The 19,184-nt window shown below is 62.5% G+C and carries 17 protein-coding genes; all 17 read left to right on the forward strand.

The window, feature by feature from the left end; genetic code table 11:
* Window positions 1-20 precede the first annotated feature (20 nt).
* A complete protein-coding gene (gene rplK / locus HT579_05920; GenBank protein QKS28502.1) occupies window positions 21-452 on the forward strand; it encodes a 50S ribosomal protein L11 in 432 nt (143 codons plus the stop codon).
* Between the two features lies 1 nt (window position 453).
* Complete coding sequence (rplA, locus tag HT579_05925; GenBank protein QKS28503.1) at window positions 454-1,143, forward strand: 50S ribosomal protein L1; 690 nt, start codon at window positions 454-456, stop codon at window positions 1,141-1,143.
* Between the two features lie 292 nt (window positions 1,144-1,435).
* Window positions 1,436-1,933 carry a 50S ribosomal protein L10 gene (gene rplJ, locus HT579_05930; GenBank protein ID QKS28504.1) on the forward strand — a complete coding sequence of 166 codons (498 nt, stop codon included), beginning with the start codon at window positions 1,436-1,438 and terminating at the stop codon, window positions 1,931-1,933.
* Between the two features lie 47 nt (window positions 1,934-1,980).
* Window positions 1,981-2,349: a 50S ribosomal protein L7/L12 gene (rplL, locus tag HT579_05935; GenBank protein ID QKS28505.1), complete on the forward strand. Its 369-nt coding sequence runs from the start codon at window positions 1,981-1,983 to the stop codon at window positions 2,347-2,349.
* A 259-nt stretch (window positions 2,350-2,608) separates the two neighbouring features.
* Window positions 2,609-6,892, forward strand: coding sequence for a DNA-directed RNA polymerase subunit beta (rpoB, locus tag HT579_05940; protein QKS28506.1), 4,284 nt, complete (start codon window positions 2,609-2,611; stop codon window positions 6,890-6,892).
* An 87-nt stretch (window positions 6,893-6,979) separates the two neighbouring features.
* Window positions 6,980-11,194: a DNA-directed RNA polymerase subunit beta' gene (gene rpoC / locus HT579_05945; GenBank protein ID QKS28507.1), complete on the forward strand. Its 4,215-nt coding sequence runs from the start codon at window positions 6,980-6,982 to the stop codon at window positions 11,192-11,194.
* Window positions 11,195-11,360: 166 nt separating this feature from the next.
* Window positions 11,361-11,738 (forward strand): 30S ribosomal protein S12, encoded by a 378-nt coding sequence (gene rpsL / locus HT579_05950; GenBank protein ID QKS28508.1) that lies wholly within the window; start codon window positions 11,361-11,363, stop codon window positions 11,736-11,738.
* A 95-nt stretch (window positions 11,739-11,833) separates the two neighbouring features.
* Window positions 11,834-12,304, forward strand: a complete 471-nt coding sequence (gene rpsG / locus HT579_05955; protein QKS28509.1) for a 30S ribosomal protein S7 — start codon at window positions 11,834-11,836, stop codon at window positions 12,302-12,304.
* 64 nt (window positions 12,305-12,368) lie between these two features.
* On the forward strand, window positions 12,369-14,462 hold the full coding sequence (gene fusA, locus HT579_05960) for an elongation factor G (protein QKS28510.1): 2,094 nt from the start codon (window positions 12,369-12,371) through the stop codon (window positions 14,460-14,462).
* A 21-nt stretch (window positions 14,463-14,483) separates the two neighbouring features.
* Window positions 14,484-15,674, forward strand: coding sequence for an elongation factor Tu (tuf, locus tag HT579_05965; GenBank protein ID QKS28511.1), 1,191 nt, complete (start codon window positions 14,484-14,486; stop codon window positions 15,672-15,674).
* Window positions 15,675-15,735: 61 nt separating this feature from the next.
* Window positions 15,736-16,047, forward strand: coding sequence for a 30S ribosomal protein S10 (gene rpsJ, locus HT579_05970; GenBank protein ID QKS28512.1), 312 nt, complete (start codon window positions 15,736-15,738; stop codon window positions 16,045-16,047).
* A 114-nt stretch (window positions 16,048-16,161) separates the two neighbouring features.
* Window positions 16,162-16,806, forward strand: coding sequence for a 50S ribosomal protein L3 (gene rplC / locus HT579_05975; protein ID QKS28513.1), 645 nt, complete (start codon window positions 16,162-16,164; stop codon window positions 16,804-16,806).
* Entirely contained in the window at window positions 16,807-17,427 is a 621-nt protein-coding gene (gene rplD / locus HT579_05980) for a 50S ribosomal protein L4 (GenBank protein ID QKS28514.1), read from the forward strand.
* On the forward strand, window positions 17,424-17,726 hold the full coding sequence (rplW, locus tag HT579_05985; GenBank protein ID QKS28515.1) for a 50S ribosomal protein L23: 303 nt from the start codon (window positions 17,424-17,426) through the stop codon (window positions 17,724-17,726). Before rplD ends, rplW begins: the two co-directional genes overlap by 4 nt.
* Window positions 17,726-18,553, forward strand: a complete 828-nt coding sequence (gene rplB / locus HT579_05990; GenBank protein QKS28516.1) for a 50S ribosomal protein L2 — start codon at window positions 17,726-17,728, stop codon at window positions 18,551-18,553. Before rplW ends, rplB begins: the two co-directional genes overlap by 1 nt.
* 13 nt (window positions 18,554-18,566) lie before the next feature.
* On the forward strand, window positions 18,567-18,842 hold the full coding sequence (gene rpsS, locus HT579_05995; protein QKS28517.1) for a 30S ribosomal protein S19: 276 nt from the start codon (window positions 18,567-18,569) through the stop codon (window positions 18,840-18,842).
* A 10-nt stretch (window positions 18,843-18,852) separates the two neighbouring features.
* The gene (gene rplV / locus HT579_06000; GenBank protein ID QKS28518.1) at window positions 18,853-19,182 is read left to right on the forward strand and encodes a 50S ribosomal protein L22; all 330 of its coding nucleotides are present in this window, start codon (window positions 18,853-18,855) and stop codon (window positions 19,180-19,182) included.
* Window positions 19,183-19,184 lie beyond the last annotated feature (2 nt).

Here is a 19,184-nt window from a genome sequence, read left to right on the forward strand (position 1 = left end):
CCGCTCACAGGAGTCGTAAGGTGGCAAAGAAAATCACTGGTTACATCAAGTTGCAGGTGCCGGCGGGGAAGGCAAATCCGTCGCCACCGATCGGTCCGGCGCTCGGTCAGCGGGGACTCAACATCATGGAGTTCTGCAAGTCGTTCAATGCGCAGACGCAGGGGCTGGAACCGGGATTGCCGATTCCGGTGGTGATCACCGCCTTCGCCGACAAGAGTTTCACCTTCATCATGAAGACGCCGCCGGCAACGGTTCTGATCAAGAAGGCGATCGGTGCGCAGAAGGGCAGCGCCAAGCCGCACACAGCCAAGATCGGCACGCTGACGCGTGCCCAGTGTGAGGCGATTGCGACGCAGAAGATGCCTGACCTGACGGCGGCCGACATGGAAGCGGCGGTGCGCACCATCGCCGGCAGTGCCCGCACGATGGGTGTTACGGTAGAGGGGGTGTGAGATGGCAGGCTTGAGCAAGCGTCAGAAGGCGCTGCAGGGAAAGGTCGAACGTACCCGGAGCTATCCGGTCGCGGAAGCGCTGAAGCTGGCCAAGGAGTGTGCGACCGCCAGGTTCGACGAGTCGATCGACGCTGCGGTCTGCCTCGGTGTCGACCCGCGGAAGTCGGATCAGATCGTTCGCGGATCGGTGGTTCTGCCAGCCGGTACCGGCAAGACGGTCCGCGTCGCCGTCTTCGCCCAGGGTGAGAAGGCGGCTGCCGCCAAGGCGGCGGGTGCCGATATCGTCGGCTTCGAGGATCTGGCGGCCGAGATCAAGTCCGGCGTGATCAACTTCGATCGGGTCATCGCCACTCCGGATGCCATGCGCGTGGTGGGTCAGCTCGGGCAGATTCTTGGTCCGCGTGGCCTGATGCCGAACCCCAAGGTCGGGACGGTGACCATGGACGTGGCGACGGCGGTACAGAACGCCAAGGCGGGACAGGTGCAGTATCGTACCGACAAGGCGGGCATCATTCACAGCACGATCGGTCGCGCGTCGTTCGATACCGAGAAACTGGCGAGCAACCTGAAGGCGTTGGTCGATGCGCTGATCAAGGCCAAGCCGGCAACCTCGAAGGGGCAGTACGTGCGCCGTGTCGCCGTTGCCAGCACGATGGGGCCGGGCGTCCGCGTCGACGCGTCGACGCTCTAGAAGGAAACATGGATGGGGCCGGGCGCCTGGCGCCTGGTTCCGGCAGAGAGCTTTGTAGGGCTACCGGCAGGGCGCGCGCGCAGTGCCGGTAGATCGTCAAAGACCGCAGGTGCCGACGACGCTGCCTGTCGCGGCTTAAGTGTGCAAGCGGCCTGCGTAGACGGTGTGCCCGGAAAAGGATTTTGCAGCGATGGACTTCAGGCCTGTGCTGCCAACCCCTGATCAAGGTCGCCGTGGGTGCGGTACGTCCAGCCGGGTGTGCCGTTTGTTGACTTGATGGGAGGAAGGACCTGTGGGTCTCAATCTTGATGATAAGAAGGTCGTCGTAGCCGAGGTGGCGGCAAAGGTTGCCAAGGCGCAGACCATTGTGCTGGCCGAGTACAGCGGCTTGCCGGTGGCCCATCTGACTCGTCTGCGCGCCCAGGCACGTGCCTCGGGCGTCTACCTGCGTGTGGTGAAGAACACGCTGGTACGGCGGGCCGTCGAAGGCACTGTCTTCGCCGGGCTGGCCGAGCAGATGACCGGGCCACTGATCTACAGCATGTCGGAAGATCCGGTTGCTGCGGCAAAGGTGCTCAACGATTTTGCCAAGACCAATGACAAGCTGATTCTGAAGGCTGGCAGTTTTGCTGGTGAGGCACTCGACAAGGCCGGCGTCCAGGCGCTGGCGTCGATCCCTGGCCGCAACGAGTTGCTCGCCCAGTTGCTGGGAGTCATGCAGGCGCCGGTCACCGGTTTCGCCTGTGCGCTTTCCGCCTTGGCCAAGCAGCGCGAGGAAGCCGTTGCCTGAGCGCGCAGTCAGCTTTTTTTGTTTCCAGATTCTAGGAGTGAGTAATCATGGCTATTAGCAAGCAGGACATTCTCGATGCCGTTGGCGCGATGACTGTCATGGAACTGAACGACCTCGTCAAGGCGTTCGAGGAGAAGTTTGGCGTTTCGGCAGCGTCGATGGCCGTTGCGGCTCCGGGCGCCGCCGCACCGGTGGTCGAGGAGCAGACCGAGTTCACGGTCGTTCTCGCCGGCATCGGCGAGAAGAAGGTCGAGGTCATCAAGGTCGTTCGCGCGGCGACCGGTCTTGGCCTCAAGGAAGCCAAGGATCTGGTCGACAGCGCTCCGAAGGCGGTCAAGGAAGCGATCTCCAAGGCAGACGCCGAAGCGCTCAGGAAACTGCTCGAGGACGCCGGAGCGAAGGTCGAGGTCAAGTAACACCCGGGATGGCAGGCTGGGCTGGCGGCCTTCCGGCTGCCAGCCCTTTTCTGCTTTTCCGGAAATGGCTGCGCGCCCGCCGTCCCGGGGCGCCCAGCCTTGCAGCGTGCAAACGCAAACACGACTGGCGGTGGCGCGAGCGGCACCGGTCGCTGTCCGCCCGCCGGCCAGTCATGTTGCGTTTGTCCGTTGCGAACCGGCGGATGTGGCTACCCTCGCCGGAGCGCTAGAGGATTTGCCTTGTGAGTTCGGAGCGACCATGACCTACTCCTATACCGAGAAGAAGCGTATCCGCAAGAGTTTCGCCAAGCGCACCAGTGTGCTCGAGGTGCCCTTTCTGCTGGCGACGCAACTGGAATCCTTCACCGCGTTCCTGCAGGCCAGCGTGCCTCTCGGGCAGCGCCGGAACCAGGGGTTGCAGGCCGCCTTCTGCTCGATCTTCCCGATCGTCAGCCACAGCGGCAACGCACGGCTGGAGTTCGTCAGTTACACGCTTTCCGAGCCCACCTTCGACGTCACCGAGTGTCAGCAGCGCGGCCTGACCTTCGCCTCGGCGCTGCGGGCCAAGGTGCGCCTCGTGATCCTCGACCGCGAGGTACCGGACACGATCAAGGAGGTGAAGGAGCAGGAGGTCTACATGGGCGAAATCCCGTTGATGACCTCCACTGGCTCGTTCGTCATCAACGGTACCGAGCGGGTGATCGTCTCGCAACTGCATCGCTCGCCTGGCGTGTTCTTCGAACACGATCGGGGCAAGACGCACAGCTCGGGCAAGTTGCTGTTCTCGGCACGGGTCATTCCCTATCGCGGCTCGTGGCTGGATTTCGAGTTCGATCCAAAGGATCTCCTGTTCTTCCGGGTGGACCGTCGCCGCAAGATGCACGTGACGACCCTGCTCAAGGCCATCGGTCTGACCTCGCAGCGGATTCTCCTCGAGTTTTTCGAGTTCGACACCTTCTACATCGGCAAGCGTGTGACCGAGTTCGCGCTCGTTCCAGAGCGTCTGCGCGGCGAGGTTGCCCGTTTCGACTTCAACGACCCCTCTGGCAAGCTGATCATCGCCAAGGACAAGCGGATCACGGCCAAGCACATCCGCGAACTCGACGCCGCCGGCATGAAGCAGGTCGCTGTTCCCGACGATTTCCTGATCGGGCGCGTGATCGGTGTAGACGTGATCGATCAGACGACCGGCGAGATTCTCGCCAACGCCAATGACGAGATCACCGAGACGCTGCTGGCGAAGCTGGTCGAGGCGGGCGTCGAGTCGCTGCAGACGCTGTATGTCAACGACCTCGACCATGGCGCCTTCATCTCGCAGACCCTGCGCACCGACGAGACGGCCTCACGCCAGGCGGCGCGGATCGCCATCTACCGCATGATGCGCCCGGGCGAGCCGCCGACCGAGGAAGCCGTCGAGATCCTCTTCAACGGACTGTTCTACTCCGACGACCGCTACGATCTGTCGGCTGTCGGGCGGATGAAGTTCAACCGCCGTGTGGGGCGCAAGGACGTCATCGAGTACAAGGTGATGGTCAGGCAGGCGCCGGCAAAACGCGATGCCATTGCCAAGCTGATCAATGAAACTGTCGGCGATGCGGTGACATCGGTGGAGCAGGCGCTTGCCGAGTTGAGCCACGGGCCGCGGGCGGTGGCCGAAAACCTGACGCACGAGGCCGCGTTGAGCCTGCTCGAGTCGCTGAAGGGACTCGGTGTCGTGGGCGAGGTCCGCGAACAGCTGACCCTGTCGCCGCGCGACATCGTCGAAGTGATTCGGTTGCTGGTCGAGCTGCGAAACGGCCGCGGCGAAATCGACGACATCGACCATCTCGGCAACCGGCGGGTACGCTCGGTCGGCGAACTGGCGGAAAACCAGTTCCGCGCCGGACTGGTACGCGTCGAACGCGCGGTCAAGGAACGCCTGTCGCAGGCCGAGTCCGACAACCTGATGCCGCATGACCTGATCAACGCCAAGCCGATCAGCGCTGCGGTACGCGAGTTTTTCGGCTCAAGCCAGCTGTCGCAGTTCATGGACCAGACAAACCCGCTGTCCGAGATTACCCACAAGCGCCGCGTGTCGGCGCTTGGCCCCGGTGGCCTGACGCGCGAGCGGGCCGGCTTCGAGGTGCGTGACGTGCATCCGACGCACTACGGTCGCGTTTGTCCGATCGAAACGCCGGAGGGTCCGAACATCGGCCTGATCAACTCGCTGGCGCTCTTCGCGCGCACCAACGAGTATGGCTTTCTCGAGACCCCCTATCGCAAGGTCGTCGACGGCCGGGTGAGCGACCAGATCGAATATCTGTCGGCGATCGAGGAGGGTGCCTACATCATTGCCCAGGCCAACTCGGAAATCGGTGATGAAGGGGCGCTGCGCGATCAACTGGTCACCTGTCGCGAGAAGGGGGAGACCATACTCGCCGAACCGGCACGCGTGCAGTACATGGATGTGGCGCCGAGTCAGATCGTCTCGGTGGCGGCGTCGCTGATCCCTTTCCTCGAGCACGACGATGCCAACCGTGCGCTGATGGGGGCAAACATGCAGCGTCAGGCCGTGCCCTGCCTGCGTCCGGAGAAGCCGCTGGTCGGCACGGGCATCGAGCGGACGGTAGCCGTCGACTCGGGCACCGCAGTACAGGCCTTGCGGGGCGGGCTGGTCGACTACGTCGACGCGTCGCGTGTCGTCGTTCGCGTCAACGACGACGAGACCGGGCCGGGGGAAGTCGGCGTCGATATCTACAACCTGGTGAAGTACACACGCTCCAACCAGAACACCAACATCAACCAGCGGCCGCTGGTTCGCGTTGGCGATGTGATCGCCAGGGGCGACGTGGTTGCCGACGGTGCGTCGACCGACAAGGGCGAACTGGCGCTGGGCCAGAACATGCTGGTCGCCTTCATGCCGTGGAATGGCTACAACTTCGAGGATTCGATCCTGATTTCCGAGCGCGTGGTCGCCGAGGACCGCTTCACGTCGATCCACATCGAGGAACTGACGGTGGTCGCGCGTGACACCAAGCTGGGGCCGGAGGAGATCACGCGCGACATCGCCTCGCTGGGTGAATCGCAGCTTTCTCGCCTCGACGAGTCGGGCATCGTCTACATCGGCGCCGAGGTCGAGGCCGGCGACGTGCTGGTGGGCAAGGTGACGCCGAAGGGAGAAACGCAGCTGACGCCGGAAGAGAAGCTGCTGCGGGCGATCTTCGGCGAGAAGGCATCCGACGTGAAGGACACGTCGTTGCGTGTGCAGTCAGGGATTTCGGGTACGGTCATCGACGTGCAGGTGTTCACCCGCGAAGGCATCGAACGTGACAAGCGGGCGCAGTCGATCATCGACGACCATCTGCGCAGCTACAAGCTCGACCTCGCCGATCAGTTGCGCATCGTCGAAAGGGATGCCTTTGCCCGCGCCGAGAGAATGATCGTCGGCAAGCCGGCGAACGGTGGCCCAAAGCGGTTGGCCAAGGGGACCCTGGTCAGCGCTGAATACCTCGAGGGCATTGATCCGCATCACTGGTTCGACATCCGCATGGCGGACGAGGACGTTGCGCAGCAACTGGAGTCGCTGCGTGAAGGCCTGGAACAAACCCGCAAGGGCTTCGACATCGCCTTCGAAGAGAAACGCAAGAAGCTGACCCAGGGTGACGAACTGCCGCCCGGGGTGCAGAAGATGGTCAAGGTCTATGTCGCGGTCAAGCGCCGCCTGCAGGCGGGTGACAAGATGGCGGGCCGGCACGGCAACAAGGGCGTGGTTTCGCGTATCGTACCGGTCGAAGACATGCCCTACATGGCCGACGGGCGCCCGGTCGACATCGTCCTCAACCCCCTCGGCGTTCCCTCGCGGATGAACGTCGGGCAGATTCTCGAGGTTCATCTCGGACTGGCGGCGAAGGGGCTGGGGACGCGAATTGGCGACATGCTGCGCCGCCAGGCGAGTGCCGAAGAGGTCCGTGGCCTGCTCGAGCAGATCTACAACGGGACTGGCAAGCCCGAGCGGCTCGACGAGCTCAACGACGTCGAGATTTTCGAGATGGCGGGCAACCTAGAGGCCGGTGTGCCATTCGCGACGCCGGTCTTCGATGGTGCCAAGGAATCGGAGATCAAGTCGGTTCTGGCGCTGGCCGGCATGCCGCAGTCTGCCCAGATGACGCTCTACGATGGCCGTACCGGCGAGCAGTTCGAGCGGCAGGTCACGGTTGGCTACATGCACGTGCTGAAACTGCACCATCTGGTCGATGACAAGATGCATGCCCGCTCGACCGGACCGTACTCGCTGGTCACGCAGCAGCCGCTGGGCGGCAAGGCCCAGTTCGGTGGTCAGCGCTTCGGCGAGATGGAGGTGTGGGCCCTCGAAGCCTACGGTGCTTCCTACGTGCTGCAGGAGATGCTCACCGTCAAGTCGGACGACGTCAATGGTCGAACGAAGGTCTACGAGAACATCGTCAAGGGTGACCACAAGATCGACGCCGGCATGCCGGAGTCGTTCAACGTCCTCGTCAAGGAAATCCGTTCGTTGGCGATCGACATTGATCTCGAGCGTTTCTGATTTGTTGGCAAGGGGTGGGTGTACGCCCGGGCACCGCCGTCTCGGGCATCCTCACCCCAGACAGCTCACTCCTCACTGGAGCAAAAGATGAAAGCATTGCTTGATTTGTTTAAGCAGGTGACGCAGGAAGAGCAGTTCGACGCGATCACCATTGGTCTCGCATCGCCGGACAAGATCCGCTCCTGGTCCTACGGTGAGGTGAAGAAGCCCGAGACGATCAACTACCGCACCTTCAAGCCGGAGCGGGACGGGCTCTTCTGCGCCAAGATCTTTGGTCCGATCAAGGACTACGAGTGTCTCTGCGGCAAGTACAAGCGGCTCAAGCATCGCGGCGTGATCTGTGAGAAGTGTGGCGTCGAGGTGACGCTCGCGAAGGTGCGTCGCGAACGCATGGCACATATCGAGCTGGCCAGCCCGGTGGCGCACATCTGGTTCCTGAAGAGTCTGCCCAGCCGGCTCGGCATGGTGCTCGACATGACTCTGCGCGACATCGAGCGGGTGCTGTACTTCGAGGCCTTCGTCGTCTTCGATCCGGGCATGACGCCTCTCGTCCGCGGCCAGTTGCTGACCGAGGATGACTATCTCGCCAAGGTCGAGGAGTATGGCGACGACTTCTCTGCCGCCATGGGCGCCGAAGGCATCCGCGAGTTGCTCCGTTCGATCGACCTGGCGCGCGAGGCCGAGAGCCTGCGTGGCGAACTCGAAACCACCAATTCGGAAACCAAGAGCAAGAAGTTCTCAAAGCGGCTCAAGGTCCTCGAGGGCTTCCAGAAATCCGGGATCAAGCCGGAGTGGATGGTGCTCGAGGTCCTGCCGGTGTTGCCGCCCGACTTGCGTCCGCTGGTACCGCTCGATGGTGGTCGTTTCGCGACTTCGGACCTGAACGACCTCTACCGTCGGGTGATCAACCGCAACAACCGCCTGAAGCGGCTGCTTGAGCTGAAGGCGCCGGAGATCATCGTGCGCAACGAAAAGCGCATGCTGCAGGAGGCAGTCGATTCGCTGCTCGACAACGGCCGCCGCGGCAAGGCGATGACCGGCGCCAACAAGCGCCCGCTGAAGTCGCTGGCCGACATGATCAAGGGCAAGGGTGGCCGCTTCCGGCAGAACCTGCTCGGCAAGCGTGTCGACTACTCGGGGCGTTCGGTGATCGTCGTCGGTCCACAACTCAAGCTGCATCAGTGCGGGTTGCCGAAGCTGATGGCGCTCGAGCTGTTCAAGCCATTCATCTTCAACCGCCTCGAGGTGATGGGGCTGGCGACCACCATCAAGCAGGCGAAGAAGATGGTCGAGACGCAGGAGCCGGTCGTCTGGGACATTCTGGAGGAGGTGATCCGCGAGCATCCGATCATGCTCAACCGGGCGCCGACGCTGCACCGGCTGGGCATCCAGGCGTTCGAGCCGACGCTGATCGAAGGCAAGGCGATCCAGTTGCATCCGCTGGTCTGCGCTGCCTTCAACGCCGACTTTGACGGCGACCAGATGGCGGTGCATGTCCCGCTCTCACTCGAGGCACAGATGGAGGCGCGGACGCTGATGCTGGCGTCCAACAACGTCCTCTCGCCGGCGAACGGCGAGCCGATCATCGTGCCGTCGCAGGATATCGTTCTCGGGCTGTACTACGCGACACGCGAGCGCATCAATGCTCGCGGCGAAGGCATGATCTTTCCCGATCTAGCCGAAGTCACGCGCGCCATGCAGGCGGGCGAGCTTGATCTGCACGCGCGGATCACCGTGCGCATCGCCGAGTTCGAGCAGGACGAAGCGGGCGGCTGGCTGGAGAAGACGACGCGTTACCAGACGACCGCCGGGCGCGCGCTCCTGTCGGAGATCCTGCCGAAGGGCCTGCCTTTCAGCCTGATCGACAAGACACTGAAGAAAAAGGAGATCTCCCGGCTGATCAACGCGGCCTTCCGGCGCTGCGGCCTCAAGGAGACGGTCGTCTTTGCCGACAAGCTGATGCAGAACGGTTACCGTCTGGCTACCCGCGCCGGCATCTCGATCTGTTCCGACGACATGCTGGTGCCGGCACAGAAACGCGAGATCATCGCCGCTGCGGAAGCCGAGGTGAAGGAGATCGAAAGCCAATACACCAACGGCCTGGTGACCAACGGCGAGCGTTACAACAAGGTCGTCGATATCTGGGGCCGCACTGGCGACCAGGTTGCCAAGGTGATGATGGATCAACTCGGCCATGAGGAAGTACGGAATCGTCAGGGCGATCAGGAGAAGCAGGAATCCTTCAACTCGATCTTCATGATGGCGGACTCGGGCGCGCGCGGTTCCGCGGCGCAGATTCGCCAGTTGGCGGGCATGCGTGGTCTGATGGCGAAGCCGGACGGGTCGATCATCGAGACGCCGATCACCACCAATTTCCGCGAGGGATTGAACGTTCTCCAGTACTTCATTTCCACCCACGGCGCACGCAAGGGCTTGGCTGATACAGCTCTGAAGACGGCCAATTCCGGCTATCTGACCCGTCGCCTGGTCGACGTGACGCAGGACCTGGTCGTCATCGAGGAGGACTGCGGAACTGGCAACGGCGTCACCATGAAGGCACTGATCGAAGGTGGCGAGGTGATCGAGGCGCTGCGCGAACGGATTCTCGGCCGCGTCACGGCCACCGACGTGGTGCATCCGGACACGCACGAGACGGTGATCGAGGCCGGTACGCTGATCAGCGAGGACCACTGCGATCTGATCGATCAGTTGGGGATCGACGAGGTCAAGGCGCGGACACCGCTGACCTGCGAGACGCGCTATGGCCTGTGCGCGAAGTGTTATGGGCGCGATCTTGGCCGTGGGACGCTGGTCAATGTGGGTGAGGCGGTCGGTGTGATTGCCGCGCAGTCGATCGGCGAGCCGGGAACCCAGCTGACCATGCGCACCTTCCACGTCGGCGGCGCAGCATCGCGTGCCGCGGTTGCCAGTCATGTCGAGACACGCAGCGCCGGGGTGGTCCGCTTCACTTCGACGATGCGCTATGTCACCAGTGCCAAGGGTGAAAAAATCGTCATCACGCGTTCCGGCGAGATTCTGATCACTGATGACAATGGTCGCGAGCGTGAGAAGCACAAGCTTCCCTATGGCGCTACGTTGCAGGTCGAGGATGCGCAGTCGGTCAGGGCCGGTGCACGGCTGGCGAGTTGGGATCCGCACACGCGACCGATCATCGCCGAGTACTCGGGCCTGGTGAAGTTCGAGAATGTCGAAGAGGGCGTCACCGTTGCCAAGCAGATCGACGAAGTGACTGGTCTGTCGACGCTGGTGGTCATTGATCCCAAGCGTGGCGGCAAGACACCGAGCAAGGGGCTGCGGCCGCAGGTAAGGCTGTTCGAGCCGGATGGCGAGGAAGTCAGGATGCACGGCAGCGACCACCCGGTGACGATCACCTTTCAGGTTGGCGCCATCATCAACGTTCTCGACGGTCAGCAGATCTCGGTCGGCGACGTGCTGGCGCGTCTGCCGCAGGAGTCGGCAAAGACGCGCGACATCACCGGCGGTCTGCCGCGCGTGGCCGAACTCTTCGAGGCGCGCACACCCAAGGACGCGGGCATGCTGGCCGAGTTCACCGGTACCATGTCATTCGGCAAGGACACCAAGGGCAAGCAGCGGCTGGTGATCACCGATCTCGAGGGAATCACTCATGAGTACCTGATCCTCAAGGACAAGCACGTCCTGGTGCATGACGGCCAAGTGGTGAACAAGGGTGAGCTCATCGTCGATGGTGCGCCCGACCCGCACGACATCCTGCGCCTGTTGGGGGTCGAGGCGCTGGCGGTGTACGTCACCGATGAGGTGCAGGACGTGTATCGCCTGCAGGGTGTCAAGATCAACGACAAGCACATCGAGGTCATCGTGCGGCAGATGCTGCGCCGGGTGAACGTGCTCGAACCCGGTGACACGAAGTTCATCAAGGGCGAGCAGGTCGAGCGCGCCCATCTGCTCGACGAGAATGACCACATGCTTGCCGAGGGCAGGCTGCCGGCAACTTACGAGCATGTGCTGCTGGGCATCACCAAGGCGTCGCTGTCGACCGATTCGTTCATCTCGGCGGCCTCTTTCCAGGAGACGACCCGTGTCCTGACCGAAGCAGCGATCATGGGCAAGCGCGACGAGCTGCGTGGCCTCAAGGAAAACGTCATCGTCGGTCGGCTGATTCCGGCGGGCACCGGTCTTGCGTACCACAATACGCGGCGGAAGAACATTGCCGGTGAGGACATCGCTGCTGGCGCCGGCCTGGAGGACGAGGCGGTGCCACCGGCAAACGAGGACAGGGCGCAGGACGTGCCGGTGGCTTGACTTGTGGGGCGATAGAACCTAGAATCGCCGGTCTTTGTCGCCGACGCCCTTCGCTTGCGGCGGCATGTCGTGAATTTCGCCAAGGCGGCCTTTGGTCCGCCTTGGTTTTTTGCAGACGGCCTGTGCCTGGCACCGTGGACGCTGCACTGAACATGAGGGTGGAAACATGCCAACCATAAACCAGCTGGTGCGCAAGCCTCGCGAGGCCATTCGCACCAAGAGCAAAGTCCCGGCGTTGGGCAATTGTCCGCAGAAGCGCGGCGTCTGCACTCGTGTCTACACGACGACGCCGAAGAAGCCGAATTCCGCCCTGCGGAAGGTGTGCAAGGTCCGCCTGACGAATGGCTTCGAGGTCATTTCGTACATCGGTGGTGAGGGCCACAACCTGCAGGAGCACTCGGTTGTCCTCATCCGCGGTGGCCGCGTCAAGGACCTGCCGGGCGTGCGTTATCACACGGTTCGCGGATCACTCGATACGCAGGGCGTGAAGAAGCGCAAGCAGGGTCGTTCCAAGTACGGTACCAAGCGCCCGAAGGCTGCCTGAGTTCCGTCCGATTGAGGGCCGCTCCGGATGGGCGGCCGGGAAGGAGGGGCCGCTGCCCCGTTCCTTCCACCGAATTGTGACTATGAGAGGTTGCCATGCCCCGTCGTCGTGAAGTACCCAAGCGCGATATCCTGCCGGACCCGAAGTTCGGCAATGTTGAGGTTTCGAAGTTCGTCAACACGATCATGAAGAGCGGCAAGAAGTCGGTTGCCGAGCGAATCGTCTATGGCGCTTTTGACCAGGTCGTCACCAAGAGCGGCAAGGACCCCCTGGAGGTCTTCAGCGCGGCTCTTGGCAACATCAAGCCCTTGGTCGAGGTCAAGAGCCGCCGCGTCGGTGGTGCCAACTACCAGGTGCCGGTGGAGGTGCGTCCAAGTCGCCGGATGGCGCTGGCCATGCGCTGGTTGCGCGATTATGCGCGCAAGCGCTCCGAGAAATCGATGGGACAGCGTCTCGCCGCCGAGATGCTCGAGGCTTCGGAAAGCCGCGGCGCAGCGGTGAAGAAGCGCGATGAAGTGCATCGCATGGCCGAGGCCAACAAGGCCTTCGCGCATTTCCGCTTCTGAGGTACCGCAGCAGCGCCGGCGGCCGGCGCTGACTATCGTTCTTTATTAGTGAAGGTCTACTACCGTGGCACGCAAAACCCCAATTGAGCGGTACCGGAACATCGGTATCAGCGCCCACATTGATGCCGGCAAGACGACGGCGACCGAGCGTATCCTCTTCTACACCGGGATCAATCACAAGATCGGTGAAGTGCACGATGGCGCTGCGACCATGGACTGGATGGCGCAGGAGCAGGAGCGCGGCATCACCATCACCTCGGCGGCGACGACGTGCTTCTGGAAAGGCATGCAGCTCGATCGGCCGGAGCACCGCATCAACATCATCGATACGCCGGGGCACGTGGACTTCACCATCGAGGTGGAGCGTTCGATGCGTGTTCTCGACGGCGCGTGCATGGTTTACTGTGCCGTCGGCGGGGTGCAGCCACAGTCGGAGACCGTCTGGCGGCAGGCGACCAAGTACAAGGTGCCGCGGTTGGCCTTCGTGAACAAGATGGATCGCCAGGGTGCCGATTTCTTCAAGGTAGTTGAGCAGATGCGCACCCGCTTGAAGGCGAACCCGATACCGATCGTCATTCCGATCGGCAAGGAGGACTACTTCGAGGGCGTCGTCGATCTGACGAAGATGAAGGCGATCTACTGGGACGAGGCGTCGCTGGGAATGAAGTTCGACTACCGCGACATTCCAGCCGAACTGCAGGCAGAGGCTGAGGAGTGGCGCAGCAAGATGGTCGAGGCCGCGGCCGAGTCGTCCGAAGAGTTGATGGATAGGTACCTCGAAGAGGGTGATCTGAGCGAGGCCGAGATCATCCACGGCCTGCGGCAGCGCACCATCGCCTGCGAGATCCAGCCGGCACTTTGTGGCACGGCCTTCAAGAACAAGGGCGTGCAGCGCATGCTCGATGCGGTCATCGACCTCTTGCCGTCGCCTGTCGACATCCCGCCGGTGAGCGGTGAAAGCGAGAACGGTGGGCTGGAAACGCGCGAGGCTTCCGATGCGGCCAAGTTTTCTGCCTTGGCCTTCAAGCTGATGACCGACCCCTACGTTGGGCAGCTGACCTTCATTCGCGTCTACTCGGGCGTGCTCAAGTCCGGCGATACCGTGTACAACCCGATCAAGGGGCGGCGCGAGCGGATCGGCCGCGTGCTGCAGATGCACGCCAACAATCGCGAGGAACTGAAGGAGGTCCTGGCGGGCGACATCGCCGCCTGCGTCGGCCTCAAGGAGGTGACGACAGGGGAAACGCTGTGCGACCCAGCGGCGGTCATCACGCTCGAGCGCATGGTGTTCCCGGAGCCGGTGATCCACGTCGCGGTCGAGCCAAAGACCAAGCCAGACCAGGAGAAGATGAGCGTCGCCCTGGGTCGGCTGGCACAGGAGGACCCGTCGTTCCGTGTGCGCACCGATGAGGAATCGGGGCAGACGATCATCTCCGGCATGGGCGAATTGCACTTGGAGATCATCGTCGATCGGCTCAAGCGGGAGTTCGGCGTCGATGCCAATGTCGGTGCGCCGCAGGTCGCCTATCGCGAGTGCATCAAGAAGGCCGTCGAGCAGGAAGGCAAGTTCGTCAAGCAATCGGGCGGCCGCGGCCAGTATGGTCATGTCTGGCTGAAGATGGAGCCGAACGAGCCCGGAAAGGGATATGAGTTCGTCGATGCAATCAAGGGCGGCACCGTGCCGCGCGAGTACATCCCGGCCGTCGACAAGGGTCTGCAGGATGCGATCACGAGCGGTGTCCTGGCCGGGTTCCCGGTGGTGGACGTCAAGTTCACCCTCTTCGAGGGTTCGTACCATGATGTCGACTCGAACGAGAACGCCTTCCGCATGGCTGCCGCAATTGCCTTCAAGGACGGCATGCGCAGGGCGTCGCCAACGCTCCTTGAGCCGATGATGGCGGTCGAGGTCGAGACGCCGGAGGATTACATGGGCAACGTGATGGGCGACCTGTCGAGTCGCCGCGGGATGATCCAGGGAATGGAAGATCTGCCGGGCAACATGAAGGCGATCAAGGCGGAGGTGCCCTTGGCCGAGATGTTCGGTTATTCGACCACTCTTCGTTCGTTGAGCCAGGGGCGCGCAACCTACTCGATGGAGTTCAAGCATTATGCCGAGGCGCCCAAGAACGTCGCCGAAGCAGTGATCAACAAGAAATGACCCTGTTTTGAGGATACGGTAATGGCCAAGGGAAAATTTGAACGCACGAAGCCGCACGTGAATGTAGGCACGATTGGACACGTGGATCACGGGAAGACGACGCTGACGGCGGCGATCACGACCATTCTGGCGAAGAAGTTCGGTGGTGTGGCGAAGGCGTACGACCAGATTGACGCGGCGCCGGAGGAGAAGGCGCGTGGGATCACGATCAACACGGCGCACGTGGAGTACGAGACGGCGAAGCGTCACTATGCGCACGTGGATTGCCCGGGTCACGCGGACTACATCAAGAACATGATCACGGGTGCGGCGCAGATGGACGGGGCGATTCTGGTGGTGTCGGCGGCGGATGGTCCGATGCCGCAGACGCGGGAGCACATTCTGCTGGCGCGTCAGGTTGGTGTGCCGTACATCGTGGTGTACCTGAACAAGTGCGACATGGTTGACGATGCGGAGCTTCTGGAGCTGGTGGACATGGAGGTTCGCGAGCTGCTGTCGAAGTACGAGTTTCCTGGGGACGACATTCCGATCATCCAGGGTTCGGCGTTGAAGGCGCTGGAAGGTGATACGGGAGCGCAGGGAGAGGGTTCGGTGATGGCGCTGGCGGATGCGCTGGACGCGTACATTCCGACGCCGCAGCGTGCGGTGGACAAGCCGTTCCTGCTGCCGATCGAGGACGTGTTCTCGATTTCCGGGCGCGGGACGGTGGTGACGGGTCGTGTTGAGCGCGGTGTGGTGAAGGTGGGCGAAGAGGTGGAGATCGTTGGCATTCGTCCGACGGTGAAGACGACGTGCACCGGAGTGGAGATGTTCCGCAAGCTGCTGGATCAGGGTCAGGCGGGTGACAACGTTGGTGTTCTGCTGCGCGGCACGAAGCGTGATGATGTCGAGCGTGGCCAGGTGCTGGCGAAGCCGGGTTCGATCAAGCCGCACACGCACTTCACGGGCGAAGTTTACTGCCTGTCGAAGGAAGAGGGTGGTCGTCACACGCCGTTCTTCAACAACTATCGTCCGCAGTTTTACTTCCGGACGACGGACGTGACGGGCGCGATCGCGATGCCGGAGGGTGTCGAGATGGTGATGCCGGGTGACAACGTGCAGATGACGGTGAAGCTGATCTCGCCGATCGCCATGGAAGAAGGCCTGCGCTTCGCGATTCGCGAGGGCGGCCGCACCGTCGGCGCCGGCGTCGTCGCCAAGATCATCGAGTAGTTCGGCGAACCCCTCCTTCGGCGGCGCGTCGGCGCCGCCGACCGTTCTTTGGAAATCGAAAATGCAAAGCCAAAAAATCCGTATTCGCCTGAAGGCCTTCGACTATCGCCTCATCGATCAGTCGGCGCAGGAGATCGTCGACACCGCCAAGCGGACCGGAGCAGTCGTGCGTGGTCCCGTGCCACTGCCGACGCGCATCCAGCGCTATGACCTGCTGCGCTCGCCGCATGTTGACAAGACCTCGCGCGATCAGCTCGAGATTCGCACCCACCTGCGGCTGATGGACATCATCGATCCGACCGACAAGACTGTCGATGCCTTGATGAAGCTCGACCTGCCGGCTGGCGTCGATGTCGAAATCAAGTTGCAGTAAGGGTTTCTTGCGGCTATAATCGCCGCCTTTCGCCGGGCAGGCCGAAACTGCGGGACTGTCCGTTTCTTTCGTGGTGCTCGCCGGCCAATCGTAGCCGGTCAGAGGAGAATAAGCATGAGTCTAGGCCTTGTAGGGCGCAAGGTCGGCATGACGCGCATCTTTACCGACGATGGCGGCAGCGTCCCGGTAACCGTGCTCGATGTGTCGAACAATCGCGTCGCCCAGATCAAAACGCCGGAAACCGATGGCTACACTGCCATCCAGGTCGCTTTCGGCAAGCGCCGCGCCTCGCGCGTGAACAAGCCGTTGGCCGGGCACCTCGCCAAGGCTGGCGTCGAGGCGGGGCACGTTCTCAAGGAATTCCCGGTCACCGTCGATGATCTCGCAGCGCTCAAGGCGGGCGATCAGCTCAGCGTGACGATATTCGCCGTCGGCCAGAAGGTCGATGTGACGGGGCAGACGATCGGCAAGGGCTTTTCCGGATCGATCAAACGCCACAACTTCAAGTCCCAGGGCGCAGCACACGGCAACTCGGTATCGCACAAGGCGCCGGGATCGACCGGCATGGCCCAGGATCCGGGACGCGTCTTTCCCGGCAAGAAGATGGCGGGCCATTACGGCGACGTCAAGCGCACGCAGCAGAACCTGGAAGTCGTCCGTGTCGACGTCGAACGGCAGTTACTCCTGCTCAAGGGCGCGGTGCCGGGCGCCAAGGGATCGGATGTGATCGTGCGGCCTGCAGTCAAGGCGGGGGCATAAATGGAACTCAAGTTGATTGACGAACAGGGCCAGGAGGCAAGCCGCCTCGAGGCATCGGATACGCTCTTTGGTCGGGAGTACAACGAGGCACTGGTACACCAGGTTCTGGTCGCCTACCAGGCGAACGCCCGGAGTGGCAATCGCGCGCAGCGGGACCGCCACGACGTCGCTCACACCACCAAGAAGCCGTGGCGGCAGAAAGGCACCGGCAGGGCGCGGGCCGGCATGTCGTCGTCGCCGATCTGGCGCGGTGGAGGTCGGGCGTTTCCGAACTTGGCTGACGAGAACTTCAGCCAGAAGCTCAACCGCAAGATGTATCGCGCCGGAATGGCCTCGATCCTGTCGCAGTTGGCGCGGGACGATCGCCTCGCGGTGATCGACAGCCTGACGGTCGAAGCCCCGAAGACCAAGCTGTTTGCGGCGAAGATCAAGAGCATGGGCTACGAATCGGTGCTGGTGGTCACGGATGCGCTCGACGAGAACGTCTTCCTGGCGGCGCGCAACCTGCCCAATGTCCTCGTCCTCGAGGTGCATCAGGCAGATCCCGTCTCGCTGGTCCGCTTTGGCAAGGTGTTGATGACGCGGGCCGCGGTCGCCAAGTTTGAGGAGATCCTGGGATGAATGAAGAACGTCTGTTGCAGGTGCTGATGGCACCGCAGATCTCCGAGAAGGCCACTTTCGTCGCCGACAGGCATGAACAGGTGATCTTTCGTGTCGCGCCCGATGCGACCAAGGCCGAGGTCAAGGGTGCCGTCGAACTGCTCTTCAAGGTCTCCGTCGAGTCGGTCCAGATGGCCAACGTCAAGGGCAAGAAGAAGCGCTTCGGCCGCGTTGCGGGCCGCCGCAGTGGCTGGAAGAAGGCCTTCGTCTGCCTCAAGCCCGGGCAGGAAATCAACTTCGTTGATGGAGGGGGCTTCTGATGGCTCTCGTCAAAGTCAAGCCGACCTCGCCGGGCCGGCGCGCCGTGATCCGCGTCGTCAACCCGAACCTGCACAAGGGCACACCCGTTGCCGGACTGCTCGAACCGCAGTCGAAACGGGCCGGCCGCAACAACAACGGGCACATCACGACGCGGCACCATGGTGGCGGTCACAAGCAACACTACCGCGTGGTGGATTTCAAGCGCACCAAGGATGGCGTACCGGCGAAGGTGGAGCGGCTCGAATATGATCCAAACCGTACCGCCAACATCGCTCTGCTCTGCTATGCCGACGGCGAGCGCCGCTACATCATCGCACCCAAGGGGCTGACGGTTGGCCAGCAGGTGTCGAGTGGATCCGAAGCGCCGATCAAGGTCGGCAACGCGCTGCCCATTCGCAACATCCCTGTCGGCACGACGATCCATTGCGTAGAGATGGTTCCCGGCAAGGGTGCGCAGCTTGCGCGTTCAGCCGGAACCTCAGTGCAACTCCTCGCACGCGAAGGGATGCACGCCCAGTTGCGGCTGCGTTCCGGTGAGATTCGCCGGGTCCATGTCGAGTGTCGCGCAACGATTGGTGAAGTGGGCAATGAAGAGCATAGCCTGCGTTCCATTGGCAAGGCAGGTGCGACCCGCTGGCGCGGCGTGCGGCCGACGGTCCGCGGCGTCGCCATGAACCCGATCGATCACCCGCACGGTGGCGGCGAAGGCAAGACGGCTGCAGGCATGCATCCGGTCAGCCCGTGGGGTACCAAGACCAAGGGTTATCGCACTCGTCGCAACAAGCGTACGACCTCGATGATCGTGCAGCGCCGGCAAAAACGCTAAGGGATAGAGAACCATGGGACGTTCCGTTAAAAAGGGCCCGTTTGCTGATGCCCATCTGATCAATAAAGTGAGCGCTGTCCGTGCGACCGGTGACAAACGCCCGATCAAGACGTGGTCGCGCCGGTCCACGGTCCTGCCGGACTTCGTTGGCCTGACGATCGCCGTCCATAACGGCAAGCAGCACATTCCGGTGTACGTCACCGAGAACATGGTCGGGCACAAGTTGGGCGAGTTTTCGCTGACTCGTACCTTCAAGGGCCATACATCTGGCAAGAAGGCCAAGAAGTAGAGGAATGAATATGGAAACTCGTGCTGTTTTGCGCGGCGTGCGGCTGTCGAGTCAGAAGGGCCGGCTGGTGGCAGACCAGATTCGCGGCCTGCCGGTAGACAAGGCGCTGAACATCCTTGCTTTCAGCCCCAAGAAGGGTGCCGGCATCATCAAGAAGGTGCTCGAGTCGGCGATCGCCAATGCCGAGCACAACGATGGGGCCGACATCGACGAACTGAAGGTGAAGACCATCTGCGTCGAAAAGGGTACGGTGCTCAAACGCTTCACTGCGCGGGCCAAGGGGCGCGGCAACCGGATCGTCAAGCCGACGTGTCACGTCTTCCTGACTGTCGGGAACTGAGG

It is taken from the genome of Candidatus Accumulibacter similis, assembly GCA_013347225.1.
GTDB lineage: Bacteria > Pseudomonadota > Gammaproteobacteria > Burkholderiales > Rhodocyclaceae > Accumulibacter > Accumulibacter similis.

Bases quoted from the DNA above. Each gene is read 5' to 3' on its own strand.
- rplA (QKS28503.1), top strand. From the start codon at position 454: ATGGCAGGCTTGAGCAAGCGTCAGAAGGCGCTGCAGGGAAAGGTCGAA.
- rplL (QKS28505.1), top strand. From the start codon at position 1,981: ATGGCTATTAGCAAGCAGGACATTCTCGATGCCGTTGGCGCGATGACT.
- rpoB (QKS28506.1), top strand. From the start codon at position 2,609: ATGACCTACTCCTATACCGAGAAGAAGCGTATCCGCAAGAGTTTCGCC.
- rpoC (QKS28507.1), top strand. From the start codon at position 6,980: ATGAAAGCATTGCTTGATTTGTTTAAGCAGGTGACGCAGGAAGAGCAG.
- rpsL (QKS28508.1), top strand. From the start codon at position 11,361: ATGCCAACCATAAACCAGCTGGTGCGCAAGCCTCGCGAGGCCATTCGC.
- rpsG (QKS28509.1), top strand. From the start codon at position 11,834: ATGCCCCGTCGTCGTGAAGTACCCAAGCGCGATATCCTGCCGGACCCG.
- tuf (QKS28511.1), top strand. From the start codon at position 14,484: ATGGCCAAGGGAAAATTTGAACGCACGAAGCCGCACGTGAATGTAGGC.
- rpsJ (QKS28512.1), top strand. From the start codon at position 15,736: ATGCAAAGCCAAAAAATCCGTATTCGCCTGAAGGCCTTCGACTATCGC.
- rplC (QKS28513.1), top strand. From the start codon at position 16,162: ATGAGTCTAGGCCTTGTAGGGCGCAAGGTCGGCATGACGCGCATCTTT.
- rplD (QKS28514.1), top strand. From the start codon at position 16,807: ATGGAACTCAAGTTGATTGACGAACAGGGCCAGGAGGCAAGCCGCCTC.
- rplW (QKS28515.1), top strand. From the start codon at position 17,424: ATGAATGAAGAACGTCTGTTGCAGGTGCTGATGGCACCGCAGATCTCC.
- rplB (QKS28516.1), top strand. From the start codon at position 17,726: ATGGCTCTCGTCAAAGTCAAGCCGACCTCGCCGGGCCGGCGCGCCGTG.
- rpsS (QKS28517.1), top strand. From the start codon at position 18,567: ATGGGACGTTCCGTTAAAAAGGGCCCGTTTGCTGATGCCCATCTGATC.
- rplV (QKS28518.1), top strand. From the start codon at position 18,853: ATGGAAACTCGTGCTGTTTTGCGCGGCGTGCGGCTGTCGAGTCAGAAG.